Genomic DNA, 13,597 nt, shown 5'->3' with positions numbered 1-13,597 from the left:
TTCTATCCGATTCGAAGAACCGTGTTAGGGTTTGTAAATTCATAAACAGGGACTTCCAAATTCTTAGGAGCCGGCCCGCTAATGATGCGACCTGAATAATCATATTTCGATCCATGGCAGGCACAAATCCATCCAATATCCGGATCTTCAGAGGACTGCATAGCTTTACGTTGCGTGGGAATACACCCTAAATGCGTGCAAACACCGACAACGACTAACCAATTGGGATCTTTTGCCCGTTGTTGATCCGTTTCAGGGTCAGGCAAAGTTTTGAGTGCTGTGGCTCGCATTTCCGTAATTTCTTTTTCTGTTCGATGGCGCACAAAAACAGGTCGTCCGCGCCACATTACCGTATGAGTTTGGCCTTTGGGAATAGATGAGATATCGATTTCGATGGAAGATAAAGCCATAACATCCGCAGAAGGATTCATACTGTTAATGAAAGGCCAGGCAGCTGCCCCAATTCCTACGGCACTCATTGCGCCCGCGGTTAAATGAATAAACTCTCGGCGGGTTGTACGGGGCGCAAGAGAGGGTGGTGTTGAATCCTTTGTATCTGCCATCGTGACCTTCAATACCTAACAGTAAGTGATAATTTATTATTAGATTAAAGGGCATGGATGATCAAGGGGCAGAGTTTTATCTGTATAGGGAAAAGAATATTATTTTTAATATTGTTGGCGGGGAAAAAGGGGAAAAAAGTGATCATAGTCAAGCTATGATCACTTTCAAAAAAAGAGAATGCTATTTACGCATCCACGTTCTGACGCGTACATTTTTATTTACAAATTTAGGTGTTGTATGATTGGGAAGTGCTGAAATTTGTGCTTGATAGGTACAAAATCCTGAAGGATCCCTCTGTTCCCCAAATGAACTCACAAAGTCAAGGATATTAATTTCACTATAAAGTGCCGGTGGATATTCATCAATACGCTGCCCATCATGTTCAAAAACACCAACTTTTTCTCTATACCATGTCCGCTCATCAGCATCATTAACTTTGCCATCTTTAATGAGATCAATGATCTCATCACTACTGAATACAGGGCAGTTACCTTCATAGGGCCCAAAAGCTTTTCTATTTTTAGCGTAGATTTGAATTGGCTTATTAATGAAAGCATCAAATAATTTATCAGTTTGTTCTTGGATCTTTGAAATACGGGCTTCGTATTTGCAAGCATCTGGATAATCAACATAGCTTTTTACTGTACTTAAAATGGGTTTCGAAATTTTTTTACCATCAGTAATAATAAAATTTTTAAGGTTTTGGTCAAATCTTAAGACGACAATTTTTTTAACGCCGGGCTTTGGTATGAACGTAACATTTGCATCTTCTAAAATTAAAACATTATTGCTTTTATCTTTGTAATGTTTCTTTTTAATTAAAGTTTGTATCTCGTCATTCGTAAGGTCCGGGCAATCACTGGGTCTAGAAATGCGTTCTACTTTAGAAACTTCAACAGGTATAGTGATGGTCTGATTAAAAAATGCGAGATTATAGTGCGTATTATTGTTGTCTGCATTGTTTGAGTCGGTCTTAATTTGTTCTGATACTGTAGCTTCATAATTACAAATTTTTAGAGAGCTAGGTTCTTTCAAATTGTTTGGAAGTGCTTCTGCAGTATCTTCTTTTAATTTGCCATTTTTAATCGTAATTTTTTTTGCAACTTTCTTGCTTACCTCATAATTTAATTTATATTTTTCTCCGAAATCATATTCTCTAATAAAATAGGATTTACGGTCCAAGAAATTTCCCTCTTTATCTATATAATGCCCTTCTCTGATAAGTTTTTGTATTTGATCATTATTAAGAACGGGACATTTATTCGCGAGTGTTGAACTACACATGATGGCGGTAAAAATACTTATAGCACTCAAAAATTTCATATTGATCATGATTTCTACTTACCCACATTTAAAATTATTTTCACATTTCTATTTTACAATAGGAGGAATTAAAAAAATCTTAACGTTTAGCTCTTAGAATGAAGCGGATAGTGCATAAATAAGTTTTTAAGGGTGAGAGAAGATATGGATGCTATAGAAAGGTTATCTATAGAACGAAATCAAAGTATTCAGCATCAAGTTATGTTTGGTGAAAAAATTATAGGATATCTTTATTTGTCTAATGCTGGTGCGATGGTCGCCCTTGTGGGTTATATAGCCCAAAAGCAATCTCTTATTTTTCCTTCTTGTTGGAAACTAAGCGCATTATTATTTTGTGTAGGATTATTATGTGCTATTTCTTCGCTAGCATTTGCATACTTTTACCAAATGCAAAATACTAAATATATAAATAGGCTACAAAGAGAAGCAAATTATAATGATGCTTATGATAGATACCACTTAACAGAAAATGATAAAAAAATTTCCAGAGAAAAAAGAGATTTAGATTCAAAATATTTAAAAAATGAATATGATGTAATTACTAAAAATCCTCCCTTGGAAGCGAGTCAAAATTTAATTGCAGGATATTTTGCTTCAGGTTTTCTTTCTGCATTATTCTTTCTAATTGGCTTTATTGCTATAATTCTTGTTATATAAATTTATTTAATTCTGATTATACACTATTTATGAATATTTTTTTTACCACTTATCTGATTTATCCTTTTGATCTAGAAACTCTTCAATACGCTTTAAAGTCGAGGGAGTTATGTCTTTCGGCAAGGCTGTAAAAGGAAACCATTGTTTTTCAGCAATTTCGGGCGAATAAGATGTTTTTTGCATCTCAAAATGGCGAACAATATAAAACGCAATGTAATCATCTCTTTTCAAATATTTTTGATGATAGACGGCAAATAATTCAGGCTTTTCTAGCGTAATGACACCAACTTCCTCGACAAGTTCTCGTATCAGAGCCTCACGAGGGGATTCATTTTTATCAACGCCGCCTCCAATGGTGCACCATCCTTTTTGATAGGTATGTTTGACGAGGAGGACTTCATCATTTCTCACAACCAGCGCTCTGGCGCCCACCGTTTTGGCGCCTAGAGCTCGGCAAGCCAAGCTATGTATATAGCTGATGGGTTTGTAAAGAAAATTGGGGATCATGCAACTTAGTCCTCATTCAGGATATTTTTTATGGCCCTTTTGTCAGGCCCTTTGCTTCTTTTACCATAGAGATTTAAGCCAGACTAGGGATTTTGTCTTTGATTTATGGGAATTTTTCAGTTATGGATAGACGACGTATCCTGAAAAATAATTTTATTCTAAGACAGATTAGATCCCTTATGAAATTTCTTGACCAAGTTAAAATCTATATTAAATCCGGCGAGGGCGGGGCAGGTGCCTGCAGTTTTCGTCGGGAAAAATTTATTGAATATGGCGGTCCCGATGGTGGTAACGGGGGTCGAGGGGGAGATATTATTGTTGTTGCGGTGGATGACTTAAATACACTTATTGATTATCGCTACCAACAACATTTTCGCGCCCAAATAGGCCATCATGGCATGGGGCGTAACCGAACCGGGCGGGACGGTGACTCCATTATTATGAAAGTTCCTGTGGGAACGCAAATTTTTGATGAAGATAAAGAAACTATTTTGGCAGATATGGTGGAAGTTGGGCAAACGGTGCTTTTGGCTCGGGGCGGAGATGGTGGCTTAGGAAACGCCCATTACAAGTCTTCGACCAATCGCTCGCCACGTAAAACGTTGCCTGGATGGCCAGGGGAAGAACGCTGGATTTGGATGCAATTGAAGCTAATTGCCGATGCGGGGCTCGTAGGGCTGCCCAATGCGGGGAAATCCACATTCCTCTCTTCCGTTACACGCGCCAAGCCAAAGATTGCGGATTATCCTTTCACAACACTGGCTCCTCAATTAGGGGTGGTTTATGTGCATGATAAGGAATTTGTTCTTGCAGATTTGCCGGGATTGATTGAGGACGCTCACTTAGGAGCGGGCTTAGGCCATCGCTTTCTAGGGCATGTGGAGCGTTGTGGGGCCATCCTTCACCTCATTGATAGCAGTGCTGAAGATGTATGTGTTTCCTATAAAACCATACGCCGTGAATTAGAAGAGTACGGTTGGGGATTAAAAGATAAACCGGAAGTAATTGGTCTCAATAAATGTGATCTTTTAAGCGAAGATGAGATTAAAGAAAAATTGAAGAAACTCAAAAAAATTACGAAATCTGAAGTCTTTGTTATGAGTGGAGCAACGCAACATGGCATACCCAAATTGCTCTCCTGCTTGCTAAACCATATTATGGCTGATCGCGCTCATAAAAAAGAAGCGGTTAAAGAGAAGAATCTTGGATATGACCCTATGAAAGGTGGAGAGAGCGAGTAACCACTTTTAGCTCTGTATGCCAAATGCCTTTTGAATTTGTTCTCGAAAGTCCTCAGCAGAGAGAAGACCAAGATCAAGAGCGGCTTGTTCTAAAGAAATATCTTCCGCAAGAGCTCGTTTTGCCACTCTAGCGGCATTGTCATACCCAATAAGGGGGTTCAAGGCTGTGACCAACATGAGCGCATTTTCAACATTTTGACCCATTTTTTTCATGATGGGCGTAATGCCTTTCAAGCAATTATCTGTAAAACTACGCAGAGCATCAGCCAAAAGACGAATGGATTGTAAGACGTTGGCAATAATGACGGGCTTATAAACATTCAATTCAAAATGTCCTTGGCTGCCGGCAATGGAAACGGTTGTATGATTTCCCATCACTTGGCAAGCCACCATGGTAAGAGCTTCGCATTGGGTTGGATTGACTTTTCCAGGCATGATGGATGATCCCGGTTCATTTTCAGGTAAATGAATCTCTCCCAACCCACAACGGGGGCCAGAAGCGAGCCAACGAATATCATTGGCAATTTTCATCAGACTCCCTGCGATTACATTCAAAACGCCGGAAATTTCTACCATCGCATCGTGGGAAGCGAGAGCTTCAAATTTATTGCCGGCTGTTATAAAAGGAAGTCGTGTGTAATCCGCTACCATTTTGGCGAAAAGATGATCAAACCCTTTGGGGCAATTCAGTCCTGTCCCAACAGCCGTTCCGCCTTGCGCGAGAGGATAAAGACGTTTCAAGGAATCTTCAATACGGGCTATGCCAAATTCTATTTGAGTTGCATATCCAGAAAACTCTTGTCCTAAAGTTAAGGGAGTTGCGTCTTGGAGATGCGTTCGTCCAATTTTCAGGATAGCTTGAAAAGACTCTTCCTTTGATTTCAAGTGTTTATGAAAGTGAGTAAGGGCAGGAATTAATTGGTTGTGAAGTTCTAAGACAGTTGCAATATGCATAGCTGTGGGGAAAGCATCATTTGATGATTGTCCTGAATTAACATGGTCGTTTGGGTGAATAGGATTTTTTGATCCTAAGGGAAAGCCGAGTAATTCATTGGCACGATTGGCAATGACCTCATTCAAATTCATATTAGTTTGTGTGCCAGACCCGGTTTGCCAAATGACAAGCGGGAAATGGTCGTCCCATTTGCCGTCAATGACTTCTTCAGCGGCTTGAATGATAGCTTCTGCAATTTCAGGCTTAAGGATATCTAAAGAGAAATTGGTTTTAGCAGCGCAACGCTTTTGAATAGCTAAAGCCCGGATAAGGGCTATAGGCATTTTCTCACCTCCAATAGAAAAATTTTGTCGGGAGCGTTCCGTTTGAGCTCCCCAATAAGCACCTTTCGGAACATGCACTTCACCCATAGAATCGGTTTCTTTTTGAAATTCTTCTGCCATGATTTTCTGCCTTTGTTATACAAGATGCCTAATCTATATTATCTTATTCTATAGTAAGTGTATCTGGGAGAATGTTAATGACTTCTAAATGGATGGAATTTGCCATCATTCAAGCTGAGGAAGCCAAGAAGAGAGGAGAAGTGCCTATCGGTGCTGTGCTCGTGTGGGAGGGGCAAGTCATTGCCGCTGCTGGAAATCGAGTTGAAGAGTTGTCAGATCCCACAGCTCATGCAGAAATGTTGGTCATTCGAGATGCTGCTGTTATCCTAAAAAGTCCCCGTCTCTTGGGGGCAGATCTCTATGTGACCTTAGAGCCTTGTCCTATGTGTGCAACGGCTCTTTCGTTTGCCCGTATCCGTCGAATTTTCTTTGGAGCGTTTGATCCGAAAGGGGGGGGTATTGATCATGGCCCGCGTATTTTTGACCAAACTTCATGTCATCATCGACCGGAGGTTGTTGGGGGCATCTGCGAGGAAACATGTTCTGCTTTGTTAACAGATTTCTTTCGTGAAAAAAGGTAAAGTAAAAACTTTTACAGGGACCGATAGGCATACTGGCGGACAACCGCCTCAATATTTCTCGTCTTTTCATATTCTTCAATCATTTTTGTTGCAACGGTCCGTCCTGATTCCACTATTTCCCACAGAGGATTGAGATAAGACGATTCATCTCGGTCTGCACTCCAGTTGGCGCGTCGTTTGAGCCCTTGATCACTGATAGCTAAAACGTCTTGGGCAATAGTTTGAAGATTACGATTGCCAAGAACGGTTCGCAGACCTTGGAGAGGAGTTTGTTGATATGTTGTTAGCATTTGGTCAAAAGACCAGGACTTAATAAGTTGTAAAGCCTCATCTTGTGCCTGGGGATCATAAAGTAATCCGACCCACAAAGCTGGTAGAGCTATGAGCATTTCTTGAGGACCGCAATCGGCCCCTCGCATCTCAAGAAAGCGTTTTAAGCGAACCTCTGGGAAAACGATTGTGGTTTGATCCATCCAGTCTTTAAGCGTGGGATATTGGCCCGGGAGAGCGGGCAGCTGACCTTTCAGAAAGTCACGAAAAGATTGTCCGCTGGCATCTATGTACCTACCATCACGGTACACAAAGTACATAGGCACATCGAGAAGGTAATCAACATATCGTTCAAAAGTCATCTTGTCTTCAAAAACAAACGGGAGAAGGCCGCACCGGTCTGGGTCCGTATCTTGCCAAATATGGGCACGGTAGCTTTGATAGCCTGTTTTTCCCCCCTCTAGAAATGGGGAGCAAGCAAAAAGGGCAGTCACTAAAGGTTGCAAGGCCATACCAATGCGCATCTTGGCGGCCATGTCATTTTCACTTTCAAAATCAAGATTGACTTGAACTGTGCATGTGCGCGTCATCATGTCGAGGCCTAAATTTCCTTTTGTCGGCATGTATTTTCGCATAATTTGGTAGCGTCCTTTGGGCATCCAAGGAATGTCATTCCTTCTCCATAAGGGATCGGTTCCTATTGGAACCATAACGCCCCCCATTGAAGAAAGAATACTTCCCACTTCCATGAAGTGCTCATCAAGTTCAGCCTTTGTTTCGTGAAGTGTCTCCACCGGTATGCCCGATAGTTCAAATTGCCCGCCAGGCTCCAGTGTTATGAACAAATTTTTATCGGATTTCTTTAGAGAAATAAGGTGATTGTCTTCAAATATGGGTTCCCAATTAAAGGATTGTAGGGCCTCTAAGACTGTTCGAATACTTATTTGACCCTCGTAGGTGAAGCGTTTGAGGGAATCAGACATGAGAAGAAGTTTTTCATGTTCTGTTCCAATTCGCCACTTTGTGCGGGGTTTGCACCCGGACGCTAAATAATCAATAAGGTCTTGTCTTTCAATTCGTGCAGATGTCATGCTTTAGTCTTTTCTTGTAATATACCAACGCCCAAAGAGAGAAGGGCTGTGCGCAGACGTTCATCTTCTATGTGTTGAACTTGGTCTTCTAAAGAAGATTGGCACGCAGCAGAAAGTGGTTTTTGCTTTGTGATTTGATTTTTTTGGGAGGGGGTAACAGGTCCTTGTTGTAAGCTGATTTTGCTGATGGCTTGGTAACCAAAATATTGATTAATACGACTCAAAATTTGAGGTTCAAGATAGGAAATTTCTGTCGCCATACTGCTGGTTGTTCTGAGGAGCAATCGACCGTTTGTTCGTTGCATCATTGGGAAATTAACTTTTAGGGGTGTACAAAATTGGGCAAACTGGGGTGAGACTATGTATTCCCATTCTAACAAAATTCGGGCTTGGATGAATCCATTTTGCTGGCAAATGGGGGTGATGGTGTCCAGAATCAAGGGGCCAATCCGGAACGTTCTAGCGGTACGCTGATTGGAATCCTTGTTATATTTCCTATAAGGCACTGCTAATCGTCCTTCGCTACTCTTGCTGTGTTTTTCTATTGAATTGACACTATCCTTTAGATAATCGAATGAATTGTCAATCACTTCATCTTAAATTTTTTTTTAAAATGTATGCACATTCTTTATAGTTTTTGCATAGGATCGATCCTCATTTTCTTCATTGAGGTGAACGAGCTTAATGAGGATATAAATCGCTGGCAAAATAAAGATACTTGTGATGAGAAATAAAGAAGTCCAGCCAATAGAGTCTGCTGTCCAACCGGCTAGTGTAGAGATAACGACGCGGCAAAGAGACCCAAAAGAATATAGTAAAGTGAAATGACTTGCGGTATAGGGTTGGCGGCAGAAGTTAGAGATATAAGCAATAAAGATAGCTGAAACCATGCCAGAGCAAAAACTCTCAACGCCCACTGTAATAATGAGCACATTTAAGTGATATCCCACTAATGATTGAATGACATACATCAAGCACGAAATACCTTGCAGTCCAACACACATAATTGTAGATTGAAGAATTCCGAGTCGATGAATCATGACGCCGCCCACTAGGCCACCAATGACCATGAGGGTAATGCCAAATACTTTTGTGATATTAGCAAATTCAATTTTGCTAAACCCGAGATCACATAAGAAGGGTGCACACATAGCATTTAAGACCGTATCGCCCATTTTAAAACAGAAAATAAAGGCCAGGAGATAAACTAATTCTCGTTTTTTTGGGAGTTGGATCCAGGGAACAATAAACAAAGTATGGAGCCACTCACGTAATGATCTTGAGCTGTTTTGCGTGACAGGTAGAGGAATGCTTTTTCTTTGTTTGGGTTCTGCTATTAAACAAAAAAAGATCATTCCAAAGATAATTCCAACTGCCATGACGATATATGCGAACTTCCAAGAAAATGTATGGGCAAGGTATAATGCACCAGCTCCCGATGCGAGCATGCCAAACCGAAATCCAATAGCCTCCAAAGCTGCACCTGCACCACTATTTTCAGTCTTTAAAATTTCAATTCGATAAGCATCAATAATAATGTCTTGTGATGCGGAAAAGAAGGAAACGAAGAACGAAGAAATGGCAATCAAGGTAATGCCATTTCTCGGGTCGCAATGTGCCAGAGCGATTAAGGAGAGGAACAAGCCCGCTTGGCTGAGAAGTCCCCAACTGCGGCGTTGACCAAATTTTTGTGTTAAAAGGGGGAGTGAAAAATGGTCGGCAAACGGCGCCCATAGAAACTTTAAACTATAAGGCAAGCTGACGAGCATAAAAAGTCCAATGGTGGTTTTGCTAACACCTGTTTCTGCAAGCCAGAAACTCAACGTTGACAATGTCAACAGGAAAGGAAGGCCGCTGATCATCCCTAAAACAAGAATAATTAAAAGCTGGGGTTGGGTATAAATTCGTAACTGTTTTAACCACGAAGTCATTACGTATGCCTATTGGGATTTTTATTCTAAGGGTTATTATACCAGCAAATGAATTTAATCGCTTTACAAAATTCTTATAGTGACCATGTTTGTCAAGGGAGGAGTGATTATTTGAAATTTGAAAATTAGGGATTATAAATAATTGAGTTCTTATCGGCTTCGATTCCGCCTCTCCAGATAAAACAACGCTTGACCCTCTTCGTAATTTTTTTTGGCCTCGGAAGTATTATCAATTTCCTCCAGAAAAGCCTTTATAATAATTTGTGAATCAATTTTTGTGTCTTGAATATCTCCATGTCCCATCTGAATTAAATAACTTTTTTCATAGTCTGTTAGATGATTTCCTTTTTTAGACAATATTGACATGCAAGCCCGAATATCTATAGGTATTTTATCATTCCCCCAATCTTTTCGTGTTGAGAGATGGGAAGACACAAAAAATATGATAATAATGACCAAAGATACGCCGCTAACGACTGGGGCCCATTTCCACATCCTATTGATCCTTAATAATGCAATCTTACTTTTTGCAAGATACCTATATAAAAAAGCTAGAACATTAATAGCAATTAGGGAAGTAGTCTTTTTCAAAAAGAGGGGAAGAATCATTTCTTAACAACTCGTTAATAGTTTTCCCCGAAATCTGTGGATAACTTTGGGGAAAACATGTGAAGCACGTGTGAGAGTCCATGGGATCATTGGTTAAAACTCCCTTTGCTTAAGAAATAGGCTCGTTTTTAACTCATTGTTTTTTAATGAATAATTTAAAAATGAATTAAAATCAATAAGTTTGTGAGACAGAGTTTGGAAGTGAATGTTCAAACAAGATAAGTTGTGAATAAAATTTCAGAGAACTTTTAGATTGTCAATGACTTTTTGTGCAATATTTTGATAGATTTCAGAAATTTTTGAATTTGGCTCAGTAGCGGTGATTGGCATTCCCGCATCACTTTGTTGACGAATGGAAAGAGTGAGAGGAATTTCCCCTAAAAAGGGGATGCCAAGCTTCTTGGCTTCTTTTTGTGCGCCACCATGACTAAAGATTTCTGTGACATGCCCACAATTGGGGCAGCTAAATTGACTCATGTTTTCAATAATACCGAGCACAGGGATATTCATTTTACGAAACATATTGAGACCTCGACGTGCATCGATCAAGGCAATGTCTTGTGGAGTGGATACAATTATTACTCCATCAATCTTAACCTGTTGACACAAAGTTAGATGGGCATCTCCTGTGCCCGGAGGCATATCCACAATTAGACTATCGAGTTCAGGCCATGCGACATCTTTTAACATTTGTTGGAGTGCACTATGAACCATGGGTCCTCGCCAAATCATAGCCGTCTCCTCAGCCACCATAAATCCTATGGACATACATTCAATGCCATATTGATTGATTGGGATAAGTTTTTTATCGGCGGTGGCTTCCGGTTTCTTAGTGATAGAAAAAAGCCGGGGGAGGGAGGGGCCATAAACATCGGCATCTAATAATCCAATTTTTTTCCCCAAGAGAGAAAGAGCAATAGCAAGATTGACCGCTGTTGTAGATTTTCCAACTCCCCCTTTTCCGGAGGCGATGGCTATAATTTTTTTCACTCCCGGAAGTTTGGTTGGTTCTTTTATCTTTGGGGGCACGGGAGTTGGGCGTTGGTTGGTTAAAATAGACCGAACTTGGTGGATATTTGGGAGTTTCTGAATGGCTTTCTCGGCTTTTTGACTTAACAATTCAACTTCTGCTGTCTTATCTAAAGGAACGTCAAAAACGAGGGTAATGTTTCCCTCTTCATTTTTTAGAGATGTCATCCAAGTAGAAATCGGTCGCCCGTCTTGTGTACGGAATTCTTTCAAAAGGTCTTGGATTTGGTCATTAAGTAAAATTGTTGAGGTCAATGTCGTTCTCCCGATTGTCGGTTTCTTTTGTTTGATATATAGTGTGATTAAAGATTCTTAATCAACTGAAAGAAATGTAAATGCCCTTAGATAATGATGGCAATGGTGATGATAATACCCCGAAGGGACCTGTAAAGGGACCTTGGGGTGGAAATTCAAATAAAAGTCGTCGACCCACGGAAGAGTCTGCAAAGGATTCTCAGAAAAAAGAGAACCCTTCTCCAAATCCATGGTCTCGTCGAGAAAGCCCTGGTTCTGGCAATGGGAATAGTATAGATGATTTAATTGACGTTATCCAAGATCGTGTTCGAAAAATGATGACCGGTGGGGGAGGCCCCAAGAGTGGCGGCTTTAATAATGGCGGTAAATCTAAGGGAAATTTTGGTTTATTTGTACTCATGGGTTTGGGTGCGTTTGTATTGTGGTTAGGCACAGGACTCTATCGCGTTCAAGAAGGTGAAGTTGGTGTTGTCTTGAGATTTGGTGAGATGGTAAGAACCTCATTGCCTGGTTTGCAATACCACTTTCCAGCTCCTTTTGAATCTGTCATTGTTCAGAAAATTGCCGTTCTTAACACTATTGATGGCGGTTTAAAAACAGAGAAGAATGGTGATTCTGCGGAAGCAACTTTAATTTTAACCGGTGACGAAAATATGGTTCACACGAACTATACGGTATTATGGAAAATTAAAGATGTAAGTGAATATCTTTTTACTGCACGTAACCCTGATGAAACAATTCGCGTAGCCGCTGAAAGTGTCGTGCGGGAAGTGATTGGCCAGACAACCGCACGTTTAGCGCTTACCGAGGGGAGAGGCCAAATTGAGACGAGGGCACAAGAAATTCTGCAAAAGCTTCTTGACCAGTATAAAATGGGAATTCAAATTGTGAGTATTCAACTCCAAAATGTGGCGCCTCCGCATCAAGTTGTTGACGCGTTTAATGATTTGCAAGCTTCGTTAGTTAACGCTGACCAATCTCGTAATGAAGCAGAAGCCTACAAAAATGAAATTATTCCGCGAGCCCAAGGCCAGGCTGCTCAAATCGGTAACGAAGCAACTGCTTATAGTCAACGCAAAATTGCGGAAGCTGAGGGGGAAGCTGGACGGTTTTTACAAGTCTTAGTCGCCTATGAGGCACATCCCAATATAACATTAAAGAGATACTATTTAGAAACAATGCAATCCGTCCTTTCGAAAGCAACAAAGATTATTTTAGATGAGAAGGTTGGGAAAGGTATTCTTCCCTATTTACCTTTAAATGAACTAAAGGGTCATCTTTCAGACTCTGCTGCAGCTAAGAAGGGTGGTTCTAAATGACTCTGACATCACGATTTTTGTTAGGTGTTTTTCTTTTAGGTATTGTTGCGATTGGTGGAGGAATGATCTTTACGGTTGATCAAACCAAACAAGCCATTGTTTTACAATTTGGTGAGAAACGTGCAGTCCATACGACGCCGGGTTTAAAAGTCAAAATTCCTTTTATCCAGGACGTTTTATTTTATGAAAAGCGCGTTCTCAATTGTGACTTTCCAGAAGTTCGGATAACGACTGGTGATCAAAAGCGGTTATTGGTGGATACTTACACGCGATATCAAATTGTCGACCCTATGCTCTTTTTCCGATCGGTTAAGCCTGCTAATGAACAAGGTGCAGCCATGCGATTAGAGGCTTTTGTGACCAGTACTGTTCGTAATGTTTTAGGTAAAGTGCCTTTGCGTAACCTATTGTCTGAAGAGCGGCCGAAAATTATGAAATCCATAGATCGTGAAGTTGATGCTTTGGCGCGACCCCTTGGAATTTCTATTGTGGATGTTCGCATAATCCGAACGGAACTTCCCATGGAAAATCGTGATGCTGTCTTTAACCGAATGATCTCAGCCCTTAATCAAATTGCTAAAGGAAACCGTGCAACTGGTGAAAAGATTGGGCAAGAAATTCGTTCAGCTGCTGACCGAGACCAGAGTATTATTTTAGCAACGGCTCAACAAAAAGCCCAAGAAATTCGCGGGCAAGGTGAAGCAAAGTCAATCCAAATTCTAGGAGCTGCCTTAGGGAAAAGCCCGGAATTTTATGGATTTTATAGAACAATGCAAACTTACCGTGAAACTATCGGTGAAGGAACAACTCTTGTTTTGACCACAGACAATGATTTATTTAAATATTTTAATGCCCCTGAACGACAAGTGAAATAGCGATAAT

14 protein-coding genes are annotated in these 13,597 nt (G+C 40.6%); 5 read left to right on the top strand and 9 right to left on the bottom strand.

What is annotated here, in order from left to right; genetic code table 11:
- Positions 1-2: 2 nt before the first annotated feature.
- Together petA and FJX03_01920 are read right to left on the bottom strand one after the other, a co-directional pair.
- Entirely contained in the window at positions 3-563 is a 561-nt protein-coding gene (petA, locus tag FJX03_01925) for a ubiquinol-cytochrome c reductase iron-sulfur subunit (protein MBM3632453.1), read from the bottom strand.
- A 181-nt stretch (positions 564-744) separates the two neighbouring features.
- Positions 745-1,896 (bottom strand): hypothetical protein, encoded by a 1,152-nt coding sequence (locus FJX03_01920; GenBank protein ID MBM3632452.1) that lies wholly within the window; start codon positions 1,894-1,896, stop codon positions 745-747.
- Positions 1,897-2,031: 135 nt separating this feature from the next.
- Here FJX03_01920 and FJX03_01915 point away from each other — a divergent pair, with 135 nt between their 5' ends.
- Positions 2,032-2,544: a hypothetical protein gene (locus FJX03_01915; protein ID MBM3632451.1), complete on the top strand. Its 513-nt coding sequence runs from the start codon at positions 2,032-2,034 to the stop codon at positions 2,542-2,544.
- Between the two features lie 42 nt (positions 2,545-2,586).
- On the opposite strand, the gene FJX03_01910 is transcribed toward FJX03_01915, so the two are convergent.
- The gene (locus FJX03_01910) at positions 2,587-3,051 is read right to left on the bottom strand and encodes an NUDIX domain-containing protein (GenBank protein ID MBM3632450.1); all 465 of its coding nucleotides are present in this window, start codon (positions 3,049-3,051) and stop codon (positions 2,587-2,589) included.
- 179 nt (positions 3,052-3,230) lie between these two features.
- Between FJX03_01910 and obgE the strand changes: the two genes are divergently transcribed.
- Positions 3,231-4,292, top strand: a complete 1,062-nt coding sequence (gene obgE, locus FJX03_01905) for a GTPase ObgE (GenBank protein ID MBM3632449.1) — start codon at positions 3,231-3,233, stop codon at positions 4,290-4,292.
- Positions 4,293-4,298: 6 nt separating this feature from the next.
- Here obgE and fumC read toward each other — a convergent pair whose 3' ends face one another.
- Positions 4,299-5,690, bottom strand: coding sequence for a class II fumarate hydratase (gene fumC, locus FJX03_01900; protein MBM3632448.1), 1,392 nt, complete (start codon positions 5,688-5,690; stop codon positions 4,299-4,301).
- 92 nt (positions 5,691-5,782) lie between these two features.
- On the opposite strand from fumC, the gene FJX03_01895 reads away from it, so the two are divergent.
- Positions 5,783-6,211, top strand: a complete 429-nt coding sequence (locus FJX03_01895) for a nucleoside deaminase (protein MBM3632447.1) — start codon at positions 5,783-5,785, stop codon at positions 6,209-6,211.
- Between the two features lie 11 nt (positions 6,212-6,222).
- Here the strand turns inward: FJX03_01895 and FJX03_01890 are convergent, their stop codons facing one another.
- The 5 genes from FJX03_01890 to FJX03_01870 form a co-directional block, all read right to left on the bottom strand.
- On the bottom strand, positions 6,223-7,572 hold the full coding sequence (locus tag FJX03_01890; protein MBM3632446.1) for a glutamate--cysteine ligase: 1,350 nt from the start codon (positions 7,570-7,572) through the stop codon (positions 6,223-6,225).
- Positions 7,569-8,162, bottom strand: a complete 594-nt coding sequence (locus FJX03_01885) for a DUF721 domain-containing protein (protein ID MBM3632445.1) — start codon at positions 8,160-8,162, stop codon at positions 7,569-7,571. The genes FJX03_01890 and FJX03_01885 overlap by 4 nt, the downstream gene beginning before the upstream one ends.
- An 18-nt stretch (positions 8,163-8,180) precedes the next feature.
- On the bottom strand, positions 8,181-9,503 hold the full coding sequence (locus FJX03_01880; GenBank protein MBM3632444.1) for an AmpG family muropeptide MFS transporter: 1,323 nt from the start codon (positions 9,501-9,503) through the stop codon (positions 8,181-8,183).
- A 150-nt stretch (positions 9,504-9,653) separates the two neighbouring features.
- Entirely contained in the window at positions 9,654-9,998 is a 345-nt protein-coding gene (locus tag FJX03_01875; GenBank protein ID MBM3632443.1) for a hypothetical protein, read from the bottom strand.
- A 351-nt stretch (positions 9,999-10,349) separates the two neighbouring features.
- Positions 10,350-11,309: a hypothetical protein gene (locus tag FJX03_01870; GenBank protein ID MBM3632442.1), complete on the bottom strand. Its 960-nt coding sequence runs from the start codon at positions 11,307-11,309 to the stop codon at positions 10,350-10,352.
- Positions 11,310-11,476: 167 nt separating this feature from the next.
- On the opposite strand from FJX03_01870, the gene hflK reads away from it, so the two are divergent.
- Together hflK and FJX03_01860 are read left to right on the top strand one after the other, a co-directional pair.
- Positions 11,477-12,715: an FtsH protease activity modulator HflK gene (gene hflK, locus FJX03_01865; GenBank protein ID MBM3632441.1), complete on the top strand. Its 1,239-nt coding sequence runs from the start codon at positions 11,477-11,479 to the stop codon at positions 12,713-12,715.
- Positions 12,712-13,590: a protease modulator HflC gene (locus FJX03_01860; GenBank protein ID MBM3632440.1), complete on the top strand. Its 879-nt coding sequence runs from the start codon at positions 12,712-12,714 to the stop codon at positions 13,588-13,590. The genes hflK and FJX03_01860 overlap by 4 nt, the downstream gene beginning before the upstream one ends.
- Positions 13,591-13,597 lie beyond the last annotated feature (7 nt).

Source organism: Alphaproteobacteria bacterium, assembly GCA_016870095.1.
Taxonomy (GTDB): Bacteria; Pseudomonadota; Alphaproteobacteria; order Paracaedibacterales; family VGCI01; genus VGCI01.
The sequence above is the reverse complement of the archived record's forward strand: the minus strand, read 5'-3'. Positions and strand labels throughout refer to the sequence as shown.